20 protein-coding genes and 2 tRNA genes are annotated in these 26608 nt (G+C 71.0%); 15 read left to right on the top strand and 7 right to left on the bottom strand.

Annotation, left to right across the window (positions count from 1 at the left end):
* Nucleotides 1-91: 91 nt before the first annotated feature.
* The 8 genes from PPSIR1_RS22070 (at nt 92) to PPSIR1_RS22035 (ending at nt 9534) form a co-directional block, all read left to right on the top strand.
* Entirely contained in the window at nt 92-808 is a 717-nt protein-coding gene (locus PPSIR1_RS22070; protein ID WP_045116511.1) for a response regulator transcription factor, read from the top strand.
* Nucleotides 809-959: 151 nt separating this feature from the next.
* Nucleotides 960-1910: an acyl-CoA desaturase gene (locus PPSIR1_RS22065; protein WP_232296528.1), complete on the top strand. Its 951-nt coding sequence runs from the start codon at nt 960-962 to the stop codon at nt 1908-1910.
* A 155-nt stretch (nt 1911-2065) separates the two neighbouring features.
* Entirely contained in the window at nt 2066-2869 is an 804-nt protein-coding gene (locus PPSIR1_RS22060; RefSeq protein WP_045116510.1) for a serine/threonine-protein kinase, read from the top strand.
* A gap of 379 nt (nt 2870-3248) precedes the next feature.
* A complete protein-coding gene (locus tag PPSIR1_RS22055; RefSeq protein WP_157595829.1) occupies nt 3249-4400 on the top strand; it encodes an imelysin family protein in 1152 nt (383 codons plus the stop codon).
* 4 nt (nt 4401-4404) lie between these two features.
* Nucleotides 4405-5796 carry a di-heme oxidoreductase family protein gene (locus tag PPSIR1_RS22050; protein WP_006973370.1) on the top strand — a complete coding sequence of 464 codons (1392 nt, stop codon included), beginning with the start codon at nt 4405-4407 and terminating at the stop codon, nt 5794-5796.
* Nucleotides 5797-5808: 12 nt separating this feature from the next.
* Nucleotides 5809-6924: an imelysin family protein gene (locus PPSIR1_RS22045; RefSeq protein WP_006973369.1), complete on the top strand. Its 1116-nt coding sequence runs from the start codon at nt 5809-5811 to the stop codon at nt 6922-6924.
* 16 nt (nt 6925-6940) lie between these two features.
* Nucleotides 6941-8233 (top strand): HTTM domain-containing protein, encoded by a 1293-nt coding sequence (locus PPSIR1_RS22040; RefSeq protein ID WP_006973368.1) that lies wholly within the window; start codon nt 6941-6943, stop codon nt 8231-8233.
* Complete coding sequence (locus tag PPSIR1_RS22035; RefSeq protein WP_006973367.1) at nt 8230-9534, top strand: hypothetical protein; 1305 nt, start codon at nt 8230-8232, stop codon at nt 9532-9534. The genes PPSIR1_RS22040 and PPSIR1_RS22035 overlap by 4 nt, the downstream gene beginning before the upstream one ends.
* A gap of 9 nt (nt 9535-9543) precedes the next feature.
* On the opposite strand, the gene PPSIR1_RS22030 is transcribed toward PPSIR1_RS22035, so the two are convergent.
* The 3 genes from PPSIR1_RS22030 to PPSIR1_RS22020 are packed head-to-tail and all read right to left on the bottom strand — an operon-like array spanning nt 9544 to nt 12252.
* The gene (locus PPSIR1_RS22030; protein ID WP_006973366.1) at nt 9544-10347 is read right to left on the bottom strand and encodes a LytR/AlgR family response regulator transcription factor; all 804 of its coding nucleotides are present in this window, start codon (nt 10345-10347) and stop codon (nt 9544-9546) included.
* A complete protein-coding gene (locus PPSIR1_RS22025; protein WP_157595828.1) occupies nt 10344-11471 on the bottom strand; it encodes a sensor histidine kinase in 1128 nt (375 codons plus the stop codon). The genes PPSIR1_RS22030 and PPSIR1_RS22025 overlap by 4 nt, the downstream gene beginning before the upstream one ends.
* Before the next feature lie 34 nt (nt 11472-11505).
* The gene (locus PPSIR1_RS22020; protein WP_006973364.1) at nt 11506-12252 is read right to left on the bottom strand and encodes a DUF2306 domain-containing protein; all 747 of its coding nucleotides are present in this window, start codon (nt 12250-12252) and stop codon (nt 11506-11508) included.
* Between the two features lie 182 nt (nt 12253-12434).
* On the opposite strand from PPSIR1_RS22020, the gene PPSIR1_RS22015 reads away from it, so the two are divergent.
* Nucleotides 12435-13721: a hypothetical protein gene (locus PPSIR1_RS22015; protein WP_006973363.1), complete on the top strand. Its 1287-nt coding sequence runs from the start codon at nt 12435-12437 to the stop codon at nt 13719-13721.
* Nucleotides 13722-13776: 55 nt separating this feature from the next.
* On the opposite strand, the gene PPSIR1_RS22010 is transcribed toward PPSIR1_RS22015, so the two are convergent.
* Nucleotides 13777-14376, bottom strand: coding sequence for a hypothetical protein (locus PPSIR1_RS22010; protein WP_157595827.1), 600 nt, complete (start codon nt 14374-14376; stop codon nt 13777-13779).
* A gap of 262 nt (nt 14377-14638) precedes the next feature.
* Between PPSIR1_RS22010 and pyc the strand changes: the two genes are divergently transcribed.
* Entirely contained in the window at nt 14639-18100 is a 3462-nt protein-coding gene (gene pyc, locus PPSIR1_RS22005) for a pyruvate carboxylase (RefSeq protein ID WP_045116520.1), read from the top strand.
* 73 nt (nt 18101-18173) lie between these two features.
* On the opposite strand, the gene PPSIR1_RS22000 is transcribed toward pyc, so the two are convergent.
* Both PPSIR1_RS22000 and PPSIR1_RS21995 read right to left on the bottom strand, forming a co-directional pair.
* The gene (locus PPSIR1_RS22000; RefSeq protein ID WP_006973360.1) at nt 18174-18563 is read right to left on the bottom strand and encodes a RidA family protein; all 390 of its coding nucleotides are present in this window, start codon (nt 18561-18563) and stop codon (nt 18174-18176) included.
* A gap of 49 nt (nt 18564-18612) precedes the next feature.
* Nucleotides 18613-20307, bottom strand: a complete 1695-nt coding sequence (locus tag PPSIR1_RS21995) for a PPC domain-containing protein (protein ID WP_006973359.1) — start codon at nt 20305-20307, stop codon at nt 18613-18615.
* Nucleotides 20308-20519: 212 nt separating this feature from the next.
* Between PPSIR1_RS21995 and PPSIR1_RS21990 the strand changes: the two genes are divergently transcribed.
* From PPSIR1_RS21990 to PPSIR1_RS21970, 5 genes are all read left to right on the top strand, one after another.
* Nucleotides 20520-22085, top strand: coding sequence for an SMP-30/gluconolactonase/LRE family protein (locus PPSIR1_RS21990; protein ID WP_157595826.1), 1566 nt, complete (start codon nt 20520-20522; stop codon nt 22083-22085).
* 194 nt (nt 22086-22279) lie between these two features.
* A tRNA-Thr gene (locus tag PPSIR1_RS21985) sits at nt 22280-22351 on the top strand.
* Nucleotides 22352-22455: 104 nt separating this feature from the next.
* Nucleotides 22456-22527 (top strand) — tRNA-His (locus PPSIR1_RS21980).
* Nucleotides 22528-22657: 130 nt separating this feature from the next.
* Nucleotides 22658-23902 (top strand): hypothetical protein, encoded by a 1245-nt coding sequence (locus PPSIR1_RS21975; protein ID WP_006973357.1) that lies wholly within the window; start codon nt 22658-22660, stop codon nt 23900-23902.
* Between the two features lie 9 nt (nt 23903-23911).
* Nucleotides 23912-25705, top strand: a complete 1794-nt coding sequence (locus tag PPSIR1_RS21970; protein ID WP_157595825.1) for a hypothetical protein — start codon at nt 23912-23914, stop codon at nt 25703-25705.
* 37 nt (nt 25706-25742) lie between these two features.
* On the opposite strand, the gene PPSIR1_RS21965 is transcribed toward PPSIR1_RS21970, so the two are convergent.
* Nucleotides 25743-26573, bottom strand: coding sequence for a PASTA domain-containing protein (locus PPSIR1_RS21965; protein WP_006973355.1), 831 nt, complete (start codon nt 26571-26573; stop codon nt 25743-25745).
* Nucleotides 26574-26608: the final 35 nt, after the last annotated feature.

Genomic DNA, 26608 nt, shown 5'->3' with positions numbered 1-26608 from the left:
GACGGATGACCCATGCGCGAAGTTCTGATGACGTGACAAAGACGCGCGCCCCTTTGCAATCTCCCGGGCTTCGCGCCAAGCTCGGCCCGCCATGTCCAACGGCTCTGCGCGACTGTTGGTCGTCGAGGATGACCGCAACCTCGCGACCGGGCTCAAGCTGAACTTCGAACTCGAGGGCTACACCGTCGATCTGGTCCACTCGATCCGGGACGCGGGCGCGCACCTGATCGAGTCGGGCAAGTACGCGGCGCTGATCCTCGACGTCATGCTCCCCGACAACGAAGAGGGCGGCTTCGTCCTGTGCCGCAAGCTCCGGGACGCGGGCGACTTCACGCCGGTGTTGATGCTGACCGCCCGCGACCGAATCAGCGATCGCGTCCGCGGCCTCGAGGCGGGGGCGGACGATTACCTGGTCAAGCCCTTCGAGCTCGACGAGCTCCTCGCGCGGGTGCGCTCGCTGCTGCGGCGCCGGGGTTGGGAGCAAAAGAGCAGCGAGGGCCCAGCCGAGCGCGTGCACATCGGCGACGTGGAGATCGACTTCGCGGCCCGGGTGACCGCTCGCGGCGGCGAGGAGCTCAAGCTCACGGCCCTCGAGTACGACCTGCTGCGCTACTTCATCGAGAACCCCAACCGGGTGCTCAGCCGGCAGGAGCTCCAGGAGAAGGTCTGGAAGCTCGACAACTATCCGAACTCGCGGATGGTCGACAATTTCATCCTCCGCCTGCGCAAGCACCTCGAGCCTTCGCCCAAAGAGCCGCGCTACTTCGTGTCCGTGCGCGGAGCGGGCTACAAGTTCGTACCCGAGTGAGCGATACGATCCGGCGGCGTGCGACGGCGTTCACGGTGAATCGAGCTCATTCGCGCGAACACCGGCCAATAAACGCTGATCTGACCGTCGCAGACACAACCGAGACACGCTCGGGAAGGGCCCGAGACGGGTCTGGTGGCAGGCTGATCCCGTGGATGCAACCACGAATTCCGTCGGCCTGACCGATGTGTCCCAGGCCCCGAGTGACAGCCAAACCAGCACGTTTCGCCTGTGGCTCGTCGGCGCCCCCTTCATCATCCTGCACTTCGTCCCTCTGCTGGCCCTGCTGCCCGGCATCGAGGTTCGCCCCGTCGACTGGGCGCTGTGCTTTGGCCTCTACTTCATCCGCATGTTCGCGGTGACCGGGGCCTACCACCGCTACTTCTCGCACCGGACCTACAAGACCAGCCGGGTGATGCAGTTCATGCTCGCCTTCCTGGCCCAGACGAGCTCGCAAAAGGGCGCGCTGTGGTGGGCGGCGCACCACCGGCACCACCACAAGTACTCGGACATGCCCGAGGACGTGCACTCGCCGGTGCAGCGCAGCTTGTTCTACGCCCACGTCGGCTGGCTCTACGACAGCACCGAGGGCACGGACTACTCGAAGATCAAGGACCTGGCGAAGTACCCCGAGCTGGTCTTCCTCAACCACTACTGGTGGATCCCGCCGGCCGCCCTGGGCTTTGGCTGCTGGCTGGCGCTGGGCTGGTCGGGCCTGCTGATCGGCTTCGTGCTGAGCACCGTGTTCCTGTGGCACGGCACCTTCACCATCAACTCGCTCTCCCACGTGTGGGGCAAGCGCGTCTACGAGACCTCGGACGACAGCCGCAACAACTTCTGGTTGGCGCTGATCACCCTCGGTGAGGGTTGGCACAACAACCACCACTACTACCAGGCGAGCACCCGCCAGGGCTTCCACTGGTGGCAGCTCGACGTGACCTACTACATCCTCAAGGCGATGAGCTGGGTGGGGCTGGTCTGGGATCTGCGCGAGCCGCCCCCGGAGGTCGTGGCGGGCACCTGGCGGCCCAACAAAAAGCGCAGCCCCAAGGCCAAGGCGGCCGCCAGGGCGCAAGCGGGCGCTGAGCGCGCTGCGGCCTGAGTGCCACGGCTTCATCGGCACCTCGCGGACAGGCTCGCGGCGGCTCTCGGGCCCCGCGGGCCTCGCTCTTTGGTGGCCCCCATCCGCCGCGAGAGCGCATAAATCGTCCTTGCCAAGCGACCGGACTGGGCTCAATCTCGGGGGCTCGACCGTCCATGGTTCGCGTTGGCCAACGACTTGGAAAGTACCGCCTGAAGCGTCGCGTCGCGCGGGGAGGCTTCGGCGACGTGTTCGAGGCCTACGACACCATCGAGGGCATCTCGGTCGCGCTCAAGGTCCCCCTGGGCACGGTGACCGAGGCGCACATCGAGGACTTTCGTCGCGAGGTGCGGATCACCGCCAAGCTCGACCACCCCAACATCTTGCCGATCAAGAACGCCGACTTCATCGAGGGCGTGTTCGTGATCGTGCAGCCGCTGGGGGAGCAGAGCCTCGACGATCGCATGAGCCGGCGGATGACCTTCGTGCAGAAGATGAACTGCATCGAGCAGCTGCTCGCGGGCCTGGCCCACGCCCACGAGCGCGGCGTCATCCACTGCGACATCAAGCCCGACAACATGATCCTGTTCGCCGACGGTCGCCTGCGCCTGGCGGACTTCGGCATCGCCAAGTTCGCGCGCAAGACCGTGCAGGGATCGGCCTCGGGCTCCGTCGGCTACATGGCGCCGGAGCAGGCCCTGGGTCGACCCTCGGCCAAGTCGGACGTGTTCTCGGCCGGCCTGGTCCTCCACGAGCTGCTGACCGGCAAGCTGCCCAAGTGGCCGTTCGAGTGGCCCTTTGAAGAGGGGCGCCAGCGCATGCGGACGCACCACCCGGACCTGCGCGAGCTCGTGCGGCGCAGCCTCGAGGTGTCGACGCGCAAGCGCTACGCCGACGCGGCGGTGATGTACCGGGCCTTTGGTCGGGTCAAGCGCAAGGCCCTGCGCCACGCCGAAGAGCGGCGCGCTCGCAAGCGCTGAGAGTTCTTTTTTGCCCCCGCGGGCGTCTCGAACCGGGGACGCTTCGTCGCTGCCGCTCCTCCTCTTTGGCTTGTCCTCAATGGGGTTCGTACCTGCGAGGGGGCATGCGGTCGCCCCCGCGAGCGGGGGCGTTGTTTGCCGGGGGTGAGGGGCGCTCGAGCGGCCTCGAGCGGTCTCGAAGAGAAGGGGCAGGCGGTTCTTCCTCGACCCTTTGAGCGTGGTGGATCGAGTGAGTGACTAGGTTCCCGTTTCGGGGCGGGCGATCTCAAATTGGATGATAACGAGAGTCTTTTTCGGTGTTTTTGTGCGAATATTTAGCGCTGTACCTCGATTAAATCTCTTTCAATTTGACAGTGAAATCTAATTTCAATATCAGGCGATGGTGACCGCTTCGATCTCACGCTTGCTGATCTGCTCTGCCTTGCTCCTTGGTGCCTGCTCCACCGACGAGCCGAGCGACACCCCCCTGAGCGCCGACGAGGTCGCCCCGGTGGCCGAGAACTACGCCGACATCGTCGCGGCCAACTACGCCGACGCGCGCATGACCGCCGAGGCCCTGGCGACCGCCATCGACACCTTCGTCGGGGATCCCAGCGAGGCCAACCTCACCGCCGCGCGCGAGGCCTGGCTCGCCGCCCGCGAGCCCTACGGCCAGACCGAGGTGTTCCGCTTCTACGACGGGCCCATCGACAACCCGACCGACGGTCCCGAGGGGCAGCTCAACGCCTGGCCCATGGACGAGGCCTACATCGACTACGTCGACGGCATGCCCGACGCCGGCATCATCAACGACCTGGCGACCTACCCCGACATCACCCCGGAGCTGCTCGCCGAGCTCAACGAGGCCGGGGGCGAGACCAACATCTCCTCGGGCTACCACGCCGTCGAGTTCCTGCTGTGGGGCCAGGACCTGAGCGCCGACGGGCCCGGGGCGCGCCCGGCCACGGACTACCTCACCGACGGCAACGGCACGGCCATGAATCAGGACCGCCGCGCGGCCTACCTACAGGCGGCGGTGACCTTGCTGATCGAGGACCTCGAGGGCCTCGAGACGGCGTGGGCCGGCAGCTACCGCGACAGCTTCGTGGGCGAGGCGCCCGAGGAGATCGTGCGCCGCATCCTCCTGGGCATGGGCAGCCTCAGCGGGGCCGAGCTCGCCGGGGAGCGCATGGAGGTCGCGCTCGAGACCCAGGAGCAAGAGGACGAGCACTCGTGCTTCAGCGACAACACCCACCGCGACGTGGTGACCAACGCCCTGGGCATTCAGAACGTGTACCTGGGCCGCTACGGGGCCCTCGACGGGCAGAGCGTCTACGATCTGGTCGCGGCCCGCGACGCGGATCTGGCCGATCGCCTGCGCGATGAGATCGCCGCCAGCGTGAGCGCGGCCGAGGCCATCCCCGCGCCCTTCGATCGCGCCATCGTCGACGACGTCGAGTCGGTCCAGGCGACCATCGACGCCCTGCGCGTGCAGGCCGATTCGATCGCCGACGCGGCCGCGCTGTTCGACATCAACCTGGCCCTGGAGTAGCGCCGTGTTGTCTCGCCGCCACATCATCTGGGCCTCGCTGTTCGCCTGCGCCTGCGCCGAGCCCGAGCCCGGCTCTGGGATCGACGAGGCCCTCGCGGGCGGCGGGACCACGGTCTTCGATCAGGGCTCCCGAGCCTTCTCGCTCTCGGCCCGAAACATCGAGGACGAGCACCTCTCGGGCTTCTTCGTCGGCAACTCCTTTTTCAACAAGAACTGGGTCATCGCGCCGGCCTCGACCACGGCCCGCGACGGCCTGGGGCCGACCTTCAACGCGACCTCGTGCTCGGGCTGCCACTTCCGCGACGGCCGGGGCCGGCCGCCGCTGAGCGCCGACGAGCCCATGCTGTCCATGCTCTTGCGCCTGTCCATCCCGGGGCAGGCCGAGGACGGCGGGCCCTTGCCCGAGCCCAACTACGGCGGGCAGCTCCAGCCCCAGTCCATCCCCGGCGTGCCCGCCGAGGGCCGGGCGGTGGTCAGCTGGACCGAGCTCCCCGGCACCTACCCGGACGGCGCGGCCTACTCCCTGCGCGAGCCGAGCTACGCCTTCGAGGACCTCGCCTTTGGGCCGCTGGCGGACGAGCTGCTGTTCTCGCCCCGGGTCGCGCCGCACATGATCGGCCTGGGCCTGCTCGAGGCCATCGACGAGGACACCATCTTGGCCGCGGCCGATCCCGACGACGAGGACGGCGACGGCATCTCCGGGCGGCCGAACTATCCGCTGGACCCGATCTCGGGCGAGCACCTGCTCGGGCGCTTTGGCTGGAAGGCCAACCAGGTCGGTCTGGTCCAGCAAAACGCCGGCGCCTTCGCGGGCGACATCGGCATCACCTCGATGGTGCACGGCGAAGAGAACTGCCCACCACCTCAGGTGGAGTGCGCGAGCGCGCCGACGGGGACCGACGCCGAGGGCCCGGAGCTCCAGGACGACCTGCTCGACGCCGTGACCGTGTACAGCCGCCTGCTCGCGGTCCCGGCCCGGCGCGAGATCGACGACCCCGAGGTCCTGCTCGGGCGGGAGCTGTTCCGCGACGTCGGCTGCGACGGCTGCCACACCCCGATGATCGTCACCGGGACCCTCGCGGGCTTCCCCGAGGTCAGCGAGCAGACGATCTTCCCCTACACCGATCTGCTGGTCCACGACATGGGCCCCGGGCTGGCCGACGGGCGCCCGGACTACGACGCCGACGGCTCGGAGTGGCGCACGCCGCCGCTGTGGGGCGTGGGCCTGTTCGACGTCGTCAACGACCACGCGCTCTACCTCCACGACGGACGGGCCCGCGGCCTCGAGGAGGCGATCTTGTGGCACGGCGGGGAGGCCCAGGCCAGCCGCGACGCCTTTACCGAGCTCGACGCCAGCGACCGCGCGGCGTTGGTGCGCTTTGTCCATAGCCTCTGAGAGCCAGCCCCCATGCCCACGCGTCGCACCCTGATCCTCGCGCTGACTCCCGGCCTCGGGCTGGGCTTGGCCGCGGCCGCGCTGCTCGTCCAGCAAGGTTGCGCCGAGCCCGAGCCCGACCTGCGCCCGGCGATGCTCGCCGACCTCGGCCCCTCGGCCCTGCTGCCGCCTCTGGCTCAGGCCCGGGAGCGGGCGGCGGCCTTGTCTGCCGCGACCTTGGCGCTGTGCGAGGCGCCCGACCCGAGCACCCTCGACGCCGCGCAGGCGGCCTGGTGGGCGCTGCGGGAGCCGTGGCGTCAGTTTCGGGCCTTGCCGTTCGGGCCCCTCGTCGACGAGGGCTTCGACAGCGCCGTCGACTTTTGGCCCGCGCGCCCGTCGAGCATCGAGGGCGGCGTGACCGGAGGCTCGAGCACGGTCGAGGAGGTCGGTGCCCTCGGCGTGGCGAGCAAGGGCCTGCCGGCCGTCGAGTACCTGCTGTGGGACCCCGAGGGCGGCGACGAGGCCGTGCTCGCCGCGCTCACGGCCGAGGAGCCGAGCGGGGCCCAGCGCTGCGCCTACCTGCACGCCGTGGTTGGCGACGTGGGCGTGCAGCTCGAGGCCCTCGAGGCGCAGACCGAGAGCTTCGCGGACACCCTGGCCACGGCGGGCTCGAACGCGCGCTACCCGACGGTCAGCCTGGCCGTCGACGAGCTGCTCAACGCCGCCATCGCCGGGCTCCACGACCTCAGCGAGCGGTCCATGGGCAAGCCCCTGGGGCTGTCGACGGCGGAGCCCGACCTCGAGCAGCTCGAGTCGCGCTTTTCCGATCGCAGCCGCGCGGACATCCTCGACGCCCTCGCGGGCTTCTCGGCCTTTTACCTCGGCGGGGCCGACCGAGACGGCGAGGGCTTCACGGTCATCGTCGCGGCCTCGAGCGCCGAGATCGACGCGGCCGTGCGCGCCGACCTCGACGTCGCCCTCGCGGCCGCTGAGGCCCTCCCCGACCCCTTGCGCACGGGCCTCGACACGGACCCGGCCGCCGTCAACGCGGCCTGGGAGGCGATCCGAGCGCTGCGCCTGACCCTGGCCGCCGACGTCGCGGGGCTGCTCGGCGTGACCGTCTCGCTCAGCGACAACGATGGCGACTGAGGGGGAGGCAGGGCGCGTGGACGCGGCCAGCTTGGTCGCCCTGCGCGTGATGGTGGGCGTGCTCGTCAGCGTGTCGGCGGGGCGCTACTGGGCCAAGGGCTGGATCGACAGCTTGCTGCTCGCGCCGCGCTTTCACTTCCCCTATCCGGGCTTCGAGTGGGTCCCGATCCCCGGTCGGCTCGGCTGCCACCTGCTGTTCGCCGCCGTGTTCGTGGCCGGGCTCGCGCTGGCCTCGGGCCGAGCCACGCGGGCGAGCGCGGCGGTGGCCTTCGCGTGCTTCACCTGGCTCGAGCTCATCGACCTCAGCTACTACCTCAACCACTACTACTTCCTCAGCTGCCTGCTGCTGACCTTCGCGCTCGCGCCCCCCGACGCGGACGCCGACGGTCGAGCTCCGCGGACGACCCTGGATGTCGTTCGGGTCCAGGTCGCGGTGGTCTACGTGTTCGCGGGCGTGGCCAAGATCGGCGGGGACTGGCTGCTCGCCGGGCAGCCGCTGACGATCTGGTTTGGCCGCCACGCGGACTGGGTCGTCCTGAGCTTGCCGGTGGGAGGGTGGCTGGCCGATCCGCGCGTGGCCCTGCTGGCCTCGTGGGCGGGCATGGTCTTCGACCTCTGCGTGGTCCCGGCGCTGTGCTGGGCGCCGACGCGGGCCGTCGCCTACCTGGCGCTGCTCGCCTTCCACGGCCTGACGGGGTGGCTGTTCCCCATCGGCCTGTTTCCCCTGGTGATGATCGCGGCGGCGACGGTGTTCTTCGAGCCGGACTGGCCGCGGCGTTGGTGGCCGGCGAGGGCGTCGACGCCCGACGACGCGGCCCGCCCCGCGCCGCCGCACCCTCTGGCCACCTGGGCCCACCGCCTCGCGTGGCTGAGCCTGGCCGCGCAGGCGCTGCTGCCCTTGCGCCACTGGCTCTACCCCGGCCCGGTCAACTGGACGGAGGAGGGCGGACGCTTCGCCTACCGGGTCATGCTGGTCGAAAAGGGCGGGGCGGTCGACTTTCGCGTCGTCGATCGGCGCTCGGGGGCGCGCTGGCGCGTCGACCCCAGCGAGGAGCTGACGGTCTTGCAAGCCAAGATGATGAGCACCCAGCCGGACATGATCGCCTGCTACGCCCGCCACCTCGCCGCGCGCCTCGAGCACGAGCGCCCTGGCGCGGAGCTGGCGGTCTACGCCGACGCCTTCGTCGCCCTCAACGGCCGCCCGCGGGCGCGGCTCATCGACCCCGACTTCGACCTGACCCAAACCCAGCCGGGGCTCGCCCTGCGCCCGGCGCCCTGGATCCTCCCTGCCCCGGAGTTCGCCCCATGACCGCGCTCGAGACCCTTCGCATTTTTGTTCACCCACGTCGCGGCGCCCTGATCGCGTGCCTGGCCGTGTCCGCCCTCGCGTGCATCGACGAGGGCGGCGAGGCGGGCGACGAGAGCGTCGTGGACGAGGTCGCGCCGGAGCTGGGCGACACGCCGCTGCCGGCCTGCGACGCGGCCTTGTTCGCCCACGAGCAGCTCCTCGCCGAGCTCGCCCTGCCCGAGCCGGACGTCGAGTACATCGCCCAGCTCTACCGGGGCGAGGACACGGACCTGTCGGGGGAGTCGCCGATCCCCGGGGGCTCGCCGCTGCAGCGCTGGGTCCGGGAGGTCGACGCGCGCCTGGGTCGGGTCGAGGGCGGCCTGCTCGTCGACGACGCGGCGATCGAGGGGGCCATCGACCTGGCGCCGATGATCGACGACGTGGACGAGCGGCGGCGCCTGCTGCTGACGATCCGCGACGTCCTGCGCTTGGTCGCGAGCCTCGACGTGCGCGCGCGCCTGGCCACGGTCGCCGACCAGCTCCCCGACCCCCAGCGCGACCCCGCGCTGACCTTCGCCGAGTGGGACACGGCGTGGTGCTACTGGGGCGGCGTGCTCCGACCGCTGGCCGCGGAGGCCGGGAGCGAGCCGGCGCTGGTCGAGAGCCTGGGCAGCTGGGAGACGATCATCGTCGACGCCTTCGGCTCGGGCCACGCCGGCATCCTCGGCCCCGAGCAGGCCTGGGCCCCGGACGAGTACGCGACCAAGGCGAGCAAGCAGATCATCGAGAAGACGACCTTCACGACGATCCACCGGGTCCTGCTCGCCCGGGCCAGCGCGGCCCAGGGGGGCGATCAGGCCGCGGCCGACGAGGCCCTGGGGCTGCTGCGCGTGCTCGAGGACCGCGTCCTCGGGCGCAACTCGCCGGCCGTCCCGGCGATCGAGGCCATGCTCGAGGGGGAGCTGCCGAGCGTCGATCCGGCGTGGATCGAGGCCGAGCTGGCCGTCGCCTTCGTCAAGCGGGCGCGCAAGTACTGCGACGAGGCCGTCGTCGCCGGGACCCTCGGCACGCCCGACGGGGTCAAGGGCGCGTGGGAGGGCATCGTCTACACGGCGGTGGTCTTGCCGGTCATGGAGCAGCGCCTGCCCGGCTTCGACGCGGCCGCGCACATGCAGCTGTGGCTCGACTACCTCGCCGCCGTCGAGGCCGAGGACGGGGGCGCGGCGGTGGCCTTGACGCAGGAGCTGGTCGCGGTCAACTGCGCGACCCAGGCCGAGCTGGGCATCGCCGCGTGCACGGCGAGCGAGGACGAGAGCGAGTAGACGGCGCGCTCACAGCCCGAGGCGGCGCTTGATCTCCGCGACCATGCGCCGGCTGACGGCGACGCGCTGGCCGTCGCGCAGCTCGAGGGAGGTCGCGCCGGCTTCGCTGTGCACGGCGCGGACCCAGCCCAGGTCGACGAGCTCCGAGCGGTGCACGCGGACGAAGCCGTGGGCGCCCAGGCGCAGCTCGAGCTCGCCGAGGCCCTCGTCGAGGACGTGCTCGGCCCCGCCGTGGTGGAAGCAGGTGTACTTGTCGGCGGACCAAAAGCGCCCGATCTCGGCGAGCTCGAACAGGCGCACGCTGCCGCCTTCGCGGGCGGCGATGCGCGGCGGGGTCGGAGAGGCGGGGGCCGGCTCGGCGGCCACGAGCCGGCGCAGGGTCGCCTGGAGCTCGTCGAGCTCGCTGGCGCCCTCGCCCTTCGCCGAGGCGTCTCGCTGGGCCTCGATGCGTGTCCGGGCGCGCTCGAGCGCCAGCTGCAGGCGCTCGCGCCGGATCGGCTTGAGCAAGTAGTCCGCCGCCCCGACCTCGAAGGCCGCGAGGGCGTGCTCGTCGAAGGCGGTCACGAAGATGAAGGGCGGCAAGCTGGCGTGCTGGGCCAGGGCGAGGCCGTCGAGGGCGGGCATCTGGATGTCGAGGAGGACCAGGTCGGGCTCGAGCTTGGTCAGCTGGGTGAGGGCCTCGACGCCGTCGGCCGCCTCGCCGACCACCTCGATGGCCTCGGCGCCGTCGTTGGTCAGGCGCTCGAGCATGCGCCGGAGTCGTCGGCGCGCGGGGGCCTCGTCGTCGACGATCAGCACGCGCAGGGCGGTCACGGGCGCACCTCGCTGGAGGTGGGGCAGGATTCGAGGCGGGCCGGCATGGACAGGGCCGCCCGGTAGCCGCCGCCTTCGACCACGCCCGCCTCGAAGCGCGCGGCCTCGCCGTAGAGCAGGCGCAGGCGCTCGCTCAGGGTGCGCAGGGCCGTACCCGTGCCCTCGCTGCCCGTCGAGCGAGGTGTCGAGCCGGGCCCGTCGTCGCGCACCTCGAGCGCGATCTGGTCGCCGACGCGGCGGGCCTGGAGGCGCACGGTCACCGGCGTGCGGCTGCGCGAGACCCCGTGCTTGACCGCGTTCTCGACCAGGGGCTGGAGGCTCAGCGGGGGCACCCACGCGCCGGCCTCGACGCCCTCGTCGAGGGCCCACTCGACGCGCAGGCGCTCGCCAAAGCGCAGACCCTCGATGGCCAGGTACTCGCGCACGCACTGCAGCTCGTCGGCTAGCGGCACGGTGCTCGCGGCGTCGCGCTCGAGGGTGTAGCGCAGCAGGTCGGACAGGCGCTCGACGGCGTCGACGGCCGCCTCGGCGTCTTCTTCGATGAGCGCCGCGACGGTGTTGAGGCTGTTGAACAGAAAGTGCGGGTTCATGCGGCTGTGCAGGGCGTCGAGCTCGGCCTGCAGGGCCTCGCGCCGGGCCTGCTCCTCGCGCAGCTCGACGGTGCGAGCGTGGGCGCGGAGGCGGTCGTAGGTCACCCCGATGGTCGCGACCGCCGCGGCCACGGAGCCGCCGATGGCCCACATGCCCCAGCGCATCGCGCCGCGGTCGAAGGTCGCAAAGGTGCCGAGGACCAGGAAGGTCAGCTCCGTGCCCACGAGCACGCCCAGGAGCACGAGCAGGCCGTAGTGGAGGTTCCAGGGCAGGGACCAGCCGCGGCGCTCGGAGACCACGAGCAGGGTCTGGATGGAGCCGCCGATGCACAGCGTCGCGCACAGGTTGACGATGTAGGTGATCCCCCAGTCCGAGCCGCTCGTGCCCGCCCGGAACACGGTCAGCAGGGGAGGGACGAGCACGTAGATCCACCAGGCCTCGCGGAGCTCCTGGCGGATCAGGGCCGGGAGCCGGGCGCGCTTGGTCGGGGACTCGGCGCCCTTCGAAGGCGCGGCGGTGGTTGGCGCAGGCATGGGCGCGGCGTGCATGGCCATGGTACGGCGGCCCTCAGCGCATGCCCAGCTCGCGCTCGGTCGAGCGCGTCCAGCCGACCGAGGCGACCACGCCCGCGACGACCGGGAGCAGCCAAAAGGCGATGTCGAAGGCGTGCTCCGAGGACGCGTAGCTGCGCAGGGTGAACGCCGAGAACGCGGTCAGGGCCGCCGTCGCGCCGCCGAGCATGGCCTGGAGGTGACGGATGATCCACGCCTTGTTCTCGGTGCTCGAGCGCCAGATGGCGCGGGCGTCCCCGAGGCCGCCGGAGAAGGCGAGGGCACCAAAGGCGATGAACAGCGCCATGCCGAGCTTCAGCCCGAGCAAGGTGAGGGCCAGGCCAAAGCCGAGGGTCAGGGCGTAGGCCAGGTGGTCGCCCACGCCCCGCCAGCCCCCTCGGCGCCCGCCGGACTTGTTGCGCACGGCCGCGACGCCGTGCCAGACCGCGGCGCCGGACATGACCCCGACGGTCGCGAAGAACAGGCTGAAGCGGCGGTAGCTCTGGGTCATGGCGGCGATCTGCTCGGCGCTCCGGGGGCCCTCGGGGGGCTTGACCGTCAGCGGGATCGTGGCCCAGGCCAGGGCCAAGAGCGCGCCCGTGACCGCGACCACGGCCATGGCGACGGTGAACACCCAGCCGGCGCGGGCGTGGACCCGCCCGCCCTTTTTGGCGATCAGCGGCACGGCGAGGACGAGCACGGCGGTCAGCCCGGCGATGGCGTGGACGGCGAGGTTGATGTCGTAGGCGAGCTTGATGGCCACGGCTAGACCATGGCGGGCTCTCGGGGGCGTGCTCGCGGCGTCCGACGAGCGGCTGGCGCTCCGGCGCGAGCGGTCGACGGTCGGGCGCGAGCGGTCGGCGTGGACGGAGCGCTCGCGGGGCCGGGGTTCGCGCACTCGCCCGCTGCGTTGACAGGGGAGCCGGGGCCAGCAAAGGATGGCGCATGTTCGAGCGCCCCTCGCCCTTGCGTGCCCTCGTCGCGGTCTCTTGCGTGGCCTTGCTCGCGCTCGGAGGGGCCTGCGGCCCGAAGGCCGAAGACCTCGAGACCGACGGCAGCAAGGCCGACGAGGGCGCCGCCGATGGGAGCGCCCCGGCGAAGCCCGAAGCGCCGGCGAAGATCGACCCGACCCTCGGCGCCCTCGCGTCGACGGAGTGCCGCGACGCGATGCGAGCCCTCGGCGGCCTCGAGGCCCTGCGCACCAAGGGAGGCCGGCCCGACGCGAAGGCGGCCCAGGCCCACTGGCAGACCCTCGAGCCGTGGGTCAAGGCGATGGATCGCAACCTCGGCCGGGTGCCCGTGCGGACCCAGGGGCGCGACGTGGCCCTCGCGGGTCAGCACGCCGCGCAGATGGGCGCGGCCGAGCGCGACGAGGACGTGCAGCGGGCCCTCGTCGGCCTGACCACGCAGATTCGTCTGGTCGCCTTCCTGGAGGCGCGGCGGCTGCTGACCGTGGCCAGCGACGCCAAGCCCGACGAGGCCCGAGAGCCCGAGCTGCTCGCCAGCCAGTGGGACACGGCCTGGTGCCTGTGGCAGGGGGCCGTGCAGCCCCTGGCCAGGCGCGTCGACGCGTCGCCGACCCGCGGCGGCGAGGACTGGGAGGCGACGATCACCGCCGCGTTCACCGAGGGCCGGGCGGCGATCGACGGCTCGACCCACGACCCGGCGATCACCATGGCCCGGCGCCAGGTGATCGAAAAGGGCAGCTACGCCCTGATTCATCGGCTGATCCTCGATCGCGCCGCGGCGGGCGAGGACCCCACGGGGCCCTTCGAGGCCGGCGCGCTCCTCGATCTGCTCGAGGACCGCATCGAAGACCGCAACGGCCCTGGGCTCGCGCGCATGCGCAAGGCGGTCTACGGCCCCGTCCGCGATCTCGAGGTCGCCGAGCTCGAGCGCGACCTGGCCGTGGCCTTCATCAAGCGGGCTCGCAAGTACTGCGACGAGGCCGTCACCGGCGGAAGCCTCGGAACCCCCGAGGCGATCAAGGGCGCGTGGGAGGGCCGCATCTACTCGCAGGTGGTGATCACGACCATGGGCCCGGCGCTGAGCGACGCGGGCTTCGACGCCGACGCCTACCTGGCCGACTGGGACGACTACATCGAAGCGGTCACGGCCGCCGACAGCGAGGCCGCGGCCGCCATCTCGGCGCGCCTGGTCGAGTGGAACTGCGCCTACCAGGACCGCCTGGAGATCGCGGCGTGCACCTCCTCGGCCAACGAGACCGAGTAGGGGGGACGTGGCGATGGCCCGCCAGAGCCCGGGCGCCCAGGCTCTGGCGAGGTGCTCAGCCCTCGATGACGTGGCAGCCGCCGCAGCCGAAGCCGTCGGGGTTGTCCATCGAGAAGGGCTCGTAGCCCAGGGTCGCCGCGGCGGTGTCGGCGACCTCGGCCATCGGGCCCATGAAGGTCATGCCGTCGATATAGGCCGGGTCCCAGTTGGCCGCGTCGGCGAAGCTGATCGGGGTGGTCGCCGGCATCGCGAAGGTGCCCCCGCCCAGGTCGTCGCCGTGGCAGTCGGCGCAGCTGAAGTTCTCGTAGAGCACGGGATCGATGCCCTGCATGATCGGCGCGATCGTGGGGACCATGCAGGCCGCCATCCAGGCCGACTTCCACTGGGTATCCATGGCGATGTCCCAGGCGTCGACGTCACAGTCGATCATCGGCGCGCCGGTGTCGGTCTCGGTCTCCGCGTCGGCGGTGGTGTCTTCCGTCGTCTCGGCGTCCGTCGTGTCTTCGGTGGTGGTGTCGGTGCCGTCCTCGGTGGTCGAGTCGGACTCGCTCGTGTCGTCGCCAGCGGTCTCGCCGACTTCGTCATCGCCACCGTCGTCGGCGGGGCAGGCGACGAGGATCAAGGCAAGGGGGAGGTACTTCACACGTTCCAGCATGCTGCGATGCTACGGCAGCCGTCCCATCCATGGGAAGGATTGCGGAGTCCCGGCGATCTCCCGCAATGTTTCGGGACCATCGAACGAAAGTTCCGATGAGACGTCACGGGTGAGGGGATGGGTGGGCTCGGGGGCAGCCGCGAGGGCGGGGCCCCGGAGCCTCCCGAGAGTCCCCGGGGGCTGCGATCGAGTACGGCCCACGTGAAGGCCATTCCACGCCACACCCTCGCAAAACGCCGGTTTGAACTTCTACACTCGGCCCGTGCCGAACCGCCAGATCCGCAAGCTGCTGTGCGCCAACCGAGGTGAGATCGCCATCCGAGTGTTTCGGGCGGCGACCGAGCTTGGGATTCGCACCGTGGCGATTTTCAGCCGTGAGGACCGGGTCCACCTGCACCGCTACAAGGCCGACGAGGCCTACCTCGTGGGCGCGGGCAAGAGCCCCGTCGCGGCCTACCTCGACATCGACGGCATCATCGAGATCGCCAAGCAAAACCACGTCGACGCCATCCACCCGGGCTACGGCTTCCTGTCCGAGCGCGCTGACTTTGCCCGGGCCTGCGAGAAAAACGGGATCCGCTTCGTGGGCCCGAGCGCCGAGGTCATCGAGGTGCTCGGCGACAAGACGCGCGCGCGCGCCCTGGCCATCGAGGCCGGGGTGCCCGTGGTCCCCGGCACGGACGGGCCGGTGGCGAGCTTCGAGGCCGCGGAGGCCTTCGTCACCGAGCACGGCTTGCCGGTGATCATCAAGGCGGCCATGGGCGGCGGCGGCCGGGGCATGCGGGTCGTCCGCGAGGCCAGCGAGCTCGCCGAGGCCTTCGAGCGCGCGCAGTCCGAGGCCGAGGCGGCCTTCGGCGACGGGACCGTGTTCATCGAGCGCTACGTCGACCGGCCCCGGCACATCGAGGTCCAGATCCTCGCCGACGGGAGCGGCGAGGTCATCCACCTGTTCGAGCGCGACTGCTCCGTGCAGCGCCGCCACCAAAAGGTCGTCGAGACCGCGCCGGCGGTGCACCTCGACGAGGGCGTTCGCGAGGCCCTGACCCGCGACGCCGTGACCCTGGCCCGGCGCTGCGGCTACCGCAACGCGGGCACCGTGGAGTTCCTCGTCGACGGCCAAAACCGCCACTACTTCATCGAGGTCAACCCGCGCATCCAGGTCGAGCACACCGTGACCGAGCAGGTCACCCTCGTCGACCTGGTCCAGACGCAGATCCGCGTGGCCGGGGGGGCGACCCTCGCCGAGCTCGGCCTGCGCCAGGACGCCATCGAGACCCGCGGCTTTGCGATCCAGTGCCGGGTGACCACCGAGGACCCGCTGGCCAGCTTCCAGCCCGACACCGGGCGCATCGAGGCCTACCGCTCGGCCTCGGGCATGGGCATCCGGATTGATGGAGGCTCGGGCTACGCCGGGGCCAAGGTCTCGCCGCACTACGACTCGCTGCTCGCCAAGGTCACCGCTCACGCCCTGACCTTCGAGGGCGCGGCCGCCAAGCTGCACCGCGCCATGGCCGAGTTCCGCATCCGCGGGGTCAAGACCAACATCCCGTTTTTGCAGAACGTCCTGCGCCACGACACCTTCGTCGGCGGGGACGCGCGCACGGACTTCATCGACACCACGCCCGAGCTGTTCCAGTTCCCGCGCCGGCGCAACCGGGCCCAGCGAGTGCTCCGCTTCCTGGGCGAGGTCGCGGTCAACGGGCCCACGGTCTCGCCGGCCTCGGACGCCGCGCCCGGCCCCGACCCGGTGCTGCCCGAGGGCTTCATCGAGGATCACGGCCAGCGGCCGCCCGAGGGCTGGCGGCGGATCCTGCTCGAGCAAGGGCCCGCCCCCTTCGCCAAGGCCGTGCGCGCGCACGAGGGCCTGCTGGTCATGGACACGACCTGGCGCGACGCTCACCAGTCGCTGCTCGCTACCCGGGTGCGCACCCGCGAGCTCGCGGCCATCGCCCCGAGCACGGCGCGGATCCTCGCGCCCTGCTACAGCCTCGAGATGTGGGGCGGGGCGACCTTTGACGTCGCGCTGAGGTTCCTGCGCGAGTGCCCCTGGGATCGGCTCGAGCGCCTGCGCGCGCTGGTCCCCAACATCCCCTTCCAGATGCTTTTGCGGGGGGCCAACGCCGTCGGCTACACCAACTACCCCGACAACGTCGTGCGCCGCTTCGTCCGCCTGGCCAAGCAGCGCGGCGTCGACATCTTCCGGGTGTTCGACTGCCTCAATTACCTCGACAACCTGCAGCTGGGCATCGACGCCGTGGGCGAGGCCGGGGGCGTGATCGAGGCCTGCCTGTGCTACACGGGCGACGTCAGCGACCCGGGGCGGACCAAGTACTCGCTGCAGTACTACGTCGACCTGGCCGGTGAGCTCCACGACCGCGGCGTGCACGTGCTGGCCATCAAGGACATGGCCGGGCTGCTCAAGCCGGCGGCCGGTCGCCAGCTCGTCGGGGCCTTGCGGGAAGCCTTCCCCTACCTGCCCATCCACGTCCACACCCACGACACCGCGGGCACGGGCGTGGCCTCCATGCTCGCCTGCGCCGAGGCCGGGGCCGACGTCGTCGACCTGGCCCTCGACGCGATGGCTGGGCTGACCTCGCAGCCGTCCATGGGCGCCGTCGTGGCGGCGCTGCAGAGCGGCGAGCGGGACACGGGCCTCTCGCTCGAGAAGGTCGGCGGCCTCAACGGCTACTGGGAGCAGGTCCGGGGCCTCTACGCGCCCTTCGAGTCCGGGCTCAAGAGCGGCAGCGCCGACGTCTACATGCACGAGATGCCGGGCGGGCAGTACACCAACTTGCAGTTCCAGGCCCGGGCGCTCGGGCTCACGGGGCGCTGGCCGGCGATCAAGCGGGCCTACGCGGCCGCGAACCGCCTGCTCGGCGACATCATCAAGGTCACGCCGAGCTCCAAGGTCGTCGGCGACCTGGCCCAGTTCATGGTCCAAAACGACCTGACCGAAGAGGACGTGCTCGCCCAGGCCGAGACCCTGTCCTTCCCGCGCAGCGTCGTCGAGTACTTCCAGGGCTACCTGGGCGTGCCCGTGGGCGGCTTCCCCGAGCCCCTGCGGACCAAGGTGCTGCGCGGGCAGCCGGCCCTCGAGGGCCGCCCCGGGGCGAGCTTGCCGGCTCTGGACTTCGAGGCCCTCAAGGCCCAGCTGAGCGCCAAGTGGGGCGCGCACATCCGCGACGTCGACGTGGCCTCGGCCGCGCTCTACCCCAAGGTGTTCGCCGAGTACATGGGCTTTCGCCGGGACTACTCCGACGTCTCGCTGCTGCCCACGCGCAACTTCATCGCGCCCATGAGGCTCGGCGAGGAGATCAGCTTCGAGATCGAGCGGGGCAAGCTGCTGATCGTCAAGCTGACCGCGCTCGGCGACGTGCGCGAGGACGGCCTGCGCGAGGTCTTCTTCGAGCTCAACGGCCAGCCGCGCTCGATCCTCGTGTCCGACGCCTCGGTGACCACCGAGGTCGTGACCCGCGAGCAGGCCAAGCCCGACGACGAGCGCAGCGTGGGCGCGCCCATGCCCGGCGTGGTCGTCGAGCTGCGCACGCAAAAGGGCGCGACCGTCGAGCTCGGCGACGCCCTCGTGGTGCTCTCGGCCATGAAGATGGAGACCATCGTCGCCGCGCCGGCGGCCGGGGTGGTCCAGCGCGTGGTCGTGGCGGCGGGGGACTCCCTGGCGGCGGGCGACCTGCTCGTGGAGCTCGCGCCTGCGCCCGAGGCTTGAGCTCTGCTTTGCCCCCACAGGGAGCTGTGGGGGCGGGCCCTTCGACTATCGGGACATCCGCTTGTGGTGCCGCCTAGCCGCAGAGCGCGACGGCGTCGATCTCGACGAGCACGTCCTTGGGCAGGCGCGAGACCTCGACGGTCGCGCGGGCCGGGGGCGCCTCGTTGAAGCGCTCGGCGTAGATGCCGTTGACCGCGGCGAAGTCGTCCATGCTCTTCAAGAAGATGGTGATCTTCACGGCGCTGTCGAAGCTCGCGCCGCCGGCCTCGAGCACGGCGCCGAGGTTGTCGAGGACCTGCCGGGTCTGGGCCGCGACGTCGCCCTCGCCGACGAGCTCGCCGGTCTGGGGGTGGAGGGCGACCTGGCCCGAGCAGTAGAGCATCCCGCCCGCGCGGATCGCTTGGGAGTAGGGCCCGATCGCAGCCGGGGCGCGGTCCGTGGCGATGACTTCTTTGGCCGTCATGGCCGCCGATGTTGCCCGACCCGCGCCCCGATTGACAATCGGGAATCGACTACTCGCCGAGCTTGAGGATCAGCGCCGTGGCCAGGGCCGGCTCGCCGTTGCCCGAGTCCGGGTACATCAGGCGCATGTCGTAGGAGCTGTTCGGGTCGGGCTTGTCGATGAGCACCAGGGGGTTGGCGTCGGGGGCGGTGTCGGCCTCGCTCGCGCCCGAGTTGGCGTCGATGATCTCGAGGTCGATGTTCATGTTGGGGTCGTGGGCGACGCCGGTGAACACGGCCGACTGCGGGTCCAGCTGGAGCCCGCGCTGGCGGATGGTCTCGCCGGGGTAGAGCACCGTGCCCGACAGGGCCCAGTCGTTCTCGTGGAACACCAGGCCGCTGCCGAAGCCCATCTCGATCACTTTGCTCGAGGCCGCCGTGGCGTTGTCGAGCAGGCTCTGGAAGGCGCCCTGGAGGATGTCCGTGTCGATGCGCAGGCCGCCCTCGCGCATGATCACCATGGCCCCAAATTCGTCGCTGCCGCCAGTCAGGACCAGGCGGATCTGGTAGCCGCCGTCCTCGGGGGCCTGGAAGCTCACCGCGGGGTTGTTGTCGTCGGCTTGATCGACGGCGACCTCCTGGCCGCTGGGGCCGGTGATGATGATGTCGAGGTTGGCGGTGTCCGTGGCCCCGGTCGCGAACACGGCGTACTTGGCCCCGGCCTCGAGCGGGCGGTTGAGGGAGTGGGACTGCCCGTTGCGCAGGTAGCCGGCGACGACGGTGCTGGCCTTGTCGTCGAAGCCGTAGTTGGAGCTCTCGTTGACGCGCTGGGCGACGAGCAACACCTGCTCGAGGGCGTGGGCCATGAACGAGCCGGGGCGCCAGACCTCGGCGTCGACGCCCAGGGACAAGTCGACGGAGGCCACGCCCGCGGCCTCGCGCTGCTGCTGCTGCTGCTGGACCTGCTCGCGGCTCGGGCCGGTGTAGCCGCTGCCGTCGGACTCCTCGACGCGGACCACCTGGGTCTCGTGGCCGTCGACCCAGTTGCGCTCGGGGATGGGCGTCATCATCAGCTGCAGCGGGGTGAAGCAGTCGAAGAAGGCCTGGTTCTCGTCGAGGCAAGAGTCGAGGTCGCCCGTGGACGTTCCCGAGGCTTTCTTGCGCGACGCGTCGAGGCCCGCGCCGACGCCCGTGGTGGTCTCTTGGCCCGCGATGCCGCCCTCGACCGAGACCTGCTCGGCGAACACGAAGGCGCCCACGCTGAGGGTCGACACGTAGTGGGTGGCCTTGGCGCAGTCGGGATCGCCCTTGGGGATCTTGAACGCGCCCATGAGCTCGTAGGCGCCGATGGTGACGTAGTGGAAGTCGACGGCGTTGCCGGCCTTGAGGTAGCCCTGGAAGCGGGCGTAGTTGACCGGGACCTTGGCCTGGAGTTCAGCCTCGTTGCTGATGTGGATGGTCTCGACGCGGCGGCCGGGGGCTGCGTGGTACTTGTACTCGGCCGGTACCGGGCAGTTGATCCACTCCATCGTGTTGGGCTTTTTGGGGTCGTAGGCCACCAAGAACACGTTGCGATGCAGCTCGACCGTGTTGTTGATGTGGTGCAGCTCGCTCTCTTCGAAGCCAAAGAGGTTGATCGTCGGATGGTTGTCCGCGACGAGGACCATCACCTTTTGCTTGGTGCAGCCCGAGCCAGCGACGAGTCCGGCGAGGGCGAGGGGGGCGGTCCAGCGCGTCAGCTTTTGCAGTCGAGAAAGGGGGCGCATCGGTGCGGCGACGATAGCACTCTGCGCAAAGTCCGTGCGGACGACCTCTCTCGATTCAGCGGGCGTTGGTCGGGGCTCGGGCGCGCGGGGGAGCGCGGGCTTCGGAGTGGGCTGAGGCCGGGACAGCGGCCCTGCTAATCTCTCGGACCTGGAACAGCGGGGCGCCCGCGCGGGCGAAGTCGCGCTGTTCATGCAAAGGAAGTTGGATCTCCGTGCACCCACATCTCGCCCCTGTCCTCTCCCTGTCCCACGTCTGCACGCATCGCTTCGCCTCGACCCCGCGTTGGCTCGGAGCTGGCCCGGCGGTCGGCCTCGCCGTGGTCGCGGCCCTGGCCTCGGGCTGCTCGGTCACCGTCAACATCGTCGATGAGGACAGCGAGACCGACTCCGAGGGCAGCAGCGACGACGAGGTCGGGACGACCGAGACCACGGAGACGGACACGGACACCACCGAGTCGAGCTCGGAGACCGCGGACACGAGCTCGGAGACGGGCGAGCAGGCGCCGAGCCTCGGGGGCGACTGGCAGCCCGGCGCGGGCGTGGTCCAGGGGCTGTGCGGGGGCGAGGTGTTGATTCGGCCCATGCTCACCGACCCCGTGGCGATCGCCGACCTCGGGGAGGGCGAGTACCTGCTGAGCTTCACCAGCGGCTGCGACCTGAGCTTCACCTGGGAGGCCGAGCTGGGCGAGGCCGTGATGACCCCAACCACCTGCCGCATCGACGCCGAGGGCGAGCCCGGGATCCTCGACGCGACCTACGGCGCGTTCACGCCGCGGGGCGCCGACCCGAGCGCGGACGAGGCCGAGCTGCTCATCGCGTACACCGTCGACGTGGGCAGCTGCGAGCTCGAGTACGACGTCCAGCTGACCCTCGACGCGGGCCCCGAGCCCGTCGAGGAGCTCGCCGCCTTCGTGCCCGGGGACTTCCTCGAGTCCGTCGAGCGCGACCTCGACGGCAACACCTGGATGGTCAACCGCGGGCCCTCGGGGACCGGATTGTTCCTGCACGAGGGCGGGCAGCTGTTCCTGGTCGCGCAGTACCCCGCGGACACGCTGGGGACCATCGTCATCGACGAGCTCGGCGACCTCTACGGCACCCTGGTCGCGCCCGAGGACCCCAACGGCGAGCGGGCGATCATCGCCGTCGAGGACGGGATGGTCGTGCCCCTGGCCCTCCTGCCTCAAGACACCCTGCCCAACGGCATCACCGCGGACCTCGACGGGAACCTCTACGTCGCCGACAGCCTCGGCAAGGTCTGGCGGCTCGAGCCGGGCTCGAACACCGCGGAGATCTGGGCCGAGGACCAGCCCCTGGTCCAGGAGCCCGGGGGCTTCCCGGGCCCCAACGGCATCAAGATCTTCGAGGGCGAGGTCTACGTCTCCAACCCCTCGCAGCTGTCCATGGTCCGCACGCCCATCCTCGACGACGGGAGCGCGGGCGAGTCCCAGCTCTACGCCTACGGCGTGGGCATCGACGACTTCGCCATCGACGTCGACGGCAACGTGTGGGGGACCACGCACCCCTTCAACGGCCTCGTGCTCGTGCGCCCCAATGGCGAGGTTCGCCTGCTGCACGACAAGGACGACGACTTTTGGGGGCCGACGGCCGCGATCTTCGGGCGGGCCGAGGACGACCTGAACAACCTCTACGTCGTGACCGACGGCAACGCCTTCGGCTCGGTGCTGCCGCCTCACCTGAGCCAGTCGATGGAGGTCTCCGCGCCCAAGCTCTTGCGCCTCGACGCCGGGGTGATGGGCGCGCCGATCCCCGGCGATTGAGTCGTGGACGTGGGGCAGGGAGGGCGTGGCGTCGTCCACGACGATTGAGACAGACAGAGGGTTGGCCAAACTCGGTTTGGCCGACCCGCTGAGCGGTGAAGATTTTTTTTGGCCCTGCCTTGACCGGGCAGGGCCCTTTGCTATCTCTATTCGCGTAGGTAGTGGGGCGGGTCCCTAGACCCCCGCCCGTCCACGCTGGCGTCGTCCAACGGCAAAGACGCTGGTTTCGTAGTCCAGAAATGTCGGTTCGATTCCGTCCGCCAGCTCAACCCCCTGAAGCCTCGGTGAGCATCATGTCTCGTCTCTCCCATCCCCTCGTTCGCGTCCATATCGCCCGGTTGACCCGGAGCGCGCTGACGCGCAGCACATGGGGAGCGGAGCTCGGTGGTTGAGTAGCGGATTGTGATTCCGATGGCCGCGGGTTCGAATCCCGTCGCTCCCCCAATGGAAGAGGAGCCCTCGTCGAGGGCTCCTTTTCCATTGGGGCCTCTTCTCCGGCCCTCGGTGTCGGAGCCAATCGCCCTGAGCACCGTTGCGGTTCGGGGGCGTAGGTGCTTTGCTGGCGCCGGTCCATGAGCACGCTGCAGACCACGCTCAGCCCGCACCTCGGCCGCGCGACGAAGATCGTGCTGATTCACCGGCGCAGCTCCGAGTTCCGCATGCGCGGGGTGTGGGAGGTGCTGCTGATGCTGTTCGCGCTGCCCTTCGTGGTCGTCTACATCCTCGGCGTCGGCATCCTGATGATCGGCGGCGGGGCCTTTGGCGGAGGCGGCGGAGGCTTCGAGTCGGACGGCGGGGGAGGGGGCTCCGGGCGCTCGTCGGGGAGCGGGCGCGGCGGGGCGGAGGTGAAGGTGTCTCGCTTTCGCCGCTACTTTGCGACCCTCGAGGTCCGCCTGCTCGACAAGGCGGGGACCTGCCTGGCCCAACACTCGACCCGCATCGACGACGCGGGGCAGGCCGATCGCTTCGTCGCCGAGGTGCTCGAGCTCGCCGCCGGGGCGCGCTTGCTGGTCGAGGAGCGGGCGGCGGTGTCCGACGACCCCCACGCGGCGGGCCTGCTCGCGGCGCACTGGTACGGCGGTCGGCCGCTGATGGCGGCGCCGCAGACCCGGAACGTGGCGGAGCTCGAGGAGGCCCTGGCCCTGGGCGGCTTCGTCGTCGAGCGCGACGGCAGCTCGGTCGTCATCTCCCGCCAGGACAAGATCATCGAGTTCGGCGCGGCCTTGTTCCAGCTCATCCTCGTGCCCGCGCTCATCGGCCTGGGGGCGCTGGCGTTCACGGCCCAGTTCGGCCCCTTCGCGCCCTTCGTCGCCGTCGCGCTGATCCCCATGGCTCTGGTCGCGCTCGTGGTCAAGTGGGCGGAGGTCAAGACCTTCCTGCTCGAGATCATCGCGGGCTTGCTGTTCGCCAAGGAGCGCCACCGCCTCGAGCTGCGGCCCGACGGGGTCCACTACCGCGGGCGCGTGCTGTGGTCGATGCAGCGCATGAGCACCAAGGGCAGCGCGCTGATCGGCCTGCAGCTGCGCGGGACCCTGACCCACGATCGCGCCGTGGACTACGAGCCGGCGCACATCTACCTGGTCTCGCAGCAGGGCACGATGGTGCTCCCCGAGCGCTTCGCTGGGAACCACGGGCCGCTGCTGCACGCGTGGTTGCTCGCGGTGCTCGGGCAGCAGCTCGAGGCCCAGCGCGCGGCCGACCCGAGCTCGCGCTGCGCGTACTGCGGATCGCTCTACGACTGGGCGACGACGCCCAACTGCCCGGGCTGCGGCGCCGCCCATCCCATGGCGCACGCGCCCGCCTGGTCCCCTGGCTAGACTTCGTGGGTGCGTGCGCTGGCGCGTCGGTTGAGAGCCTTCCCCAGGTCGCGGCTGTGGCCGCTGCTCGCGGCGTTGCTCGTCGTCGCGCCCACGCTGAGCGCGGGGCTGGCCCTCGACGACGTGCTGATGCGGGTCCGCCTGGTGGGCGCCGACACGCCCTGGGGCGATCCGGCGTGGTGGGAGCTCTACACCTTCGCCCGGCCGGAGCTCAACGCCGAGCTGCGCGACGCGGGGCTGCACCCGTGGTGGTCCGACCTCGGGGTGAAGATGCGCTTTTTCAGGCCGCTGTCGGCGGCCACGCACGTCCTCGACTACACCCTGTGGCCTGACCGCCCCGGGCTTCACCACGGGCACAGCGTGCTCTGGTACCTGCTGTGCGTCCTCGCCGTGCGCGGGGTGCTGCGCCTGGCATCGGGCGTGGCCGACGAGGAGGTCCGCGAGCGTCGGGCCAACCTCGGCGCGCTGATCTTCGCGATCTCGGCGCCGCACGTGACCACCGTCGCCTGGCTCGCGGCGCGCAACACCCTGATCGCCTTCGTGCTCGGCTGCGGAGTGATCGCCCTGCACATCCACGGGCGTCGGCAGGAGCGGGGGCGAGGGTGGTGGCTCGCGGGGGCCGTCGTGTTGACGGCGATCGGGCTGCTGGCGAGCGAGGCGGCCTTGGGCGCGCTGGCCTACGTGGGCGCGTGGCAGCTGTGCGCCGACGAGGGGCCGCTGCGTCGGCGCTTGGCGGCGCTCGTGCCCTACGCCGGCGTCGTCGCGGTGTGGCGGGCGCTCTACGTGCGCGCGGGCTTTGGCGCGGCGAACACGGGCATCTACCACGACCCGAGCACCGACCTTCCCGACTTCCTCCGAGCCGTGGCGACCAACCTCCCGGCGCTGTTCTCGTGCCGCTGGGCCCTGGTCCCCGTGGACGGCTGGGTGTTCGCGCCCTCGGCCCTACACGCGGCGGCGGCGGCCCTCGGCGCCCTGCTGTGCCTGGGCCTCGCAGCCTTTGCCTGGCCCCTGCTCGCGGGCGATCGCCGGGCGCGGGCGTGGGCGCTCGGCTCGACGCTGGCCCTGCTGCCCTTCGCCGCGACCATGCCCATGGATCGCCTGGTGTTGTTCGCGGGCCTCGGCGCGGCGGCTGTGCTGGTTGAGGTTGGGACCGGGCTCGGGGACGCGGGCTGGGTCGCCGAGACCCCCGCGCGTCGCCGAGTCGGGGCCGCGCTCGTGGTCGTGCACCTGATCTTCGCCGGCCCCTTTGGTCTGCTCCGCGCGCTGACCCTGGGCCCGGGCATGGCGATGATGCGCAGCGGCTACGCCCAGGCGCCGCGGGACGAGGCGGTGCCCGAGCAGACCTTCGTCTACGTCCTCGGCACCTTCCACCGCGTCCACTACACCACCCTCATGCGCGCCGCCGGGGGCGAGGCGGGGGTGCCCCGGCGCGCGGTGGTGCTGTCCTCGATGTTTCAGGGCGCGACGATGTACCGGGTCGACGCGGACACCCTCGAGGTCGCGCCGGAGGGGGGCTTCATGGCCGTGGACATGGACCGCATCCACCGGCGCGACGCCGCGGGCCTGGCCGTGGGTGATCGGGTGCGCTTGCCCGAGCTCGAGATCGAGATCCTCGAGCGCACGGACGACGGGCGCCCGTCTCGGGCGGCCTTCCACTTCGACCGGCCCCTCGAGGACCCCTCGCTGCGGTGGTTGATCGTCGCCCCCGAAGCGGCGGGGCCGCTGCCCTTCGGCGCCGAGACGCAGGCCTTCGAGCTCCCGGCGATCGGCGCGACGGTGGTCGTCGAGGGCGTCGGGCCCTGAGCGCTCGAATCAGCCGGCTCCGATCAGTCCGTTCCGGTCAGTCTGGGGCGACGACCACGAGGTTGACCGCGCTGCCAGGCTCGACCATGTTGCCGGCGCCGGGGCTCTGCGAGAGCACCCGCGAGTTGCCCAGCTCTTCGTGCTCGCGCTCGGTCACCTTGCCGACGACCAGCCCGGCGTTCTCGATCTTCGAGCGGGCCTGCTTCAGCTTCATGCGCAGCACCCGGGGGACGGGGACCTCGGCGTCCTCGCTGCCCCCGGTCTCGCCGGCCTCGGCTGCGCCCGCCTCGGCCGCGACCACGAGGCGGACCAGCGAGCCCTTCTCGGTCTTGCTGCCGGCGTTGGGCTCTTGACGCAGCACGCTGCCCGGGGGCTCGGCGGAGGCCTCGGTGGTGTGGGCGGGGACCTCGAAGCCGGCCTCGACGAGGGCCTCGGTGGCCTCGGTGGCGTCCTTGCCGAGCACGCTGGGCACGGTGACCATCTCGGGCGCGGCGGCCACGACGACGCGGATCTCCTTGGTCTGGAGGGGGGCGCCGCCGGCGGGGATCTGCGAGAGGATCGTGTCGGCCTCGACGCTGGTGTCGACGCGCTGGCTGTCCTCGATGATCACGATGCCCTGGGCGCGCCACTGCTCCCGAGCCTCGCGCAGGTCGAGGCCCTGGAGGTTGGGCGCGGTCAGCTGGGCGCTCTGATCCGGCGGGGGCTCGGCGCTGGGGGCCGGCGTGGCCTCCTCGACCTGCGCCCGAGGCCCGCGCTTTTCTTGGAGCTTGAGCATGGTCGGGCCGAGGGTGAACAGCACCACGACCGAGGTCACGAGGGAGATCAAGAAGATCTTGAGGTAGTCCTGCACGCCGCTCGTCGATTCCATGGTCGGGGGTCCAGCCAGGCGTCGCCGTCGAGGCG

This window comes from Plesiocystis pacifica SIR-1 (assembly GCF_000170895.1).
Classification (GTDB): domain Bacteria; phylum Myxococcota_A; class Polyangia; order Nannocystales; family Nannocystaceae; genus Plesiocystis; species Plesiocystis pacifica.
This window is presented reverse-complemented; position numbering and strand designations above follow the sequence as displayed.

Coding starts and splice junctions, on each gene's coding strand:
- PPSIR1_RS22070 (WP_045116511.1), top strand. CDS start 92: ATGTCCAACGGCTCTGCGCGACTGTTGGTCGTCGAGGATGACCGCAAC.
- PPSIR1_RS22060 (WP_045116510.1), top strand. CDS start 2,066: ATGGTTCGCGTTGGCCAACGACTTGGAAAGTACCGCCTGAAGCGTCGC.
- PPSIR1_RS22055 (WP_157595829.1), top strand. CDS start 3,249: ATGGTGACCGCTTCGATCTCACGCTTGCTGATCTGCTCTGCCTTGCTC.
- PPSIR1_RS22045 (WP_006973369.1), top strand. CDS start 5,809: ATGCCCACGCGTCGCACCCTGATCCTCGCGCTGACTCCCGGCCTCGGG.
- PPSIR1_RS22035 (WP_006973367.1), top strand. CDS start 8,230: ATGACCGCGCTCGAGACCCTTCGCATTTTTGTTCACCCACGTCGCGGC.
- PPSIR1_RS22025 (WP_157595828.1), bottom strand. CDS start 11,471: ATGCCTGCGCCAACCACCGCCGCGCCTTCGAAGGGCGCCGAGTCCCCG.
- PPSIR1_RS22015 (WP_006973363.1), top strand. CDS start 12,435: ATGTTCGAGCGCCCCTCGCCCTTGCGTGCCCTCGTCGCGGTCTCTTGC.
- PPSIR1_RS22010 (WP_157595827.1), bottom strand. CDS start 14,376: ATGCTGGAACGTGTGAAGTACCTCCCCCTTGCCTTGATCCTCGTCGCC.
- PPSIR1_RS22000 (WP_006973360.1), bottom strand. CDS start 18,563: ATGACGGCCAAAGAAGTCATCGCCACGGACCGCGCCCCGGCTGCGATC.
- PPSIR1_RS21995 (WP_006973359.1), bottom strand. CDS start 20,307: ATGCGCCCCCTTTCTCGACTGCAAAAGCTGACGCGCTGGACCGCCCCC.
- PPSIR1_RS21975 (WP_006973357.1), top strand. CDS start 22,658: ATGAGCACGCTGCAGACCACGCTCAGCCCGCACCTCGGCCGCGCGACG.
- PPSIR1_RS21965 (WP_006973355.1), bottom strand. CDS start 26,573: ATGGAATCGACGAGCGGCGTGCAGGACTACCTCAAGATCTTCTTGATC.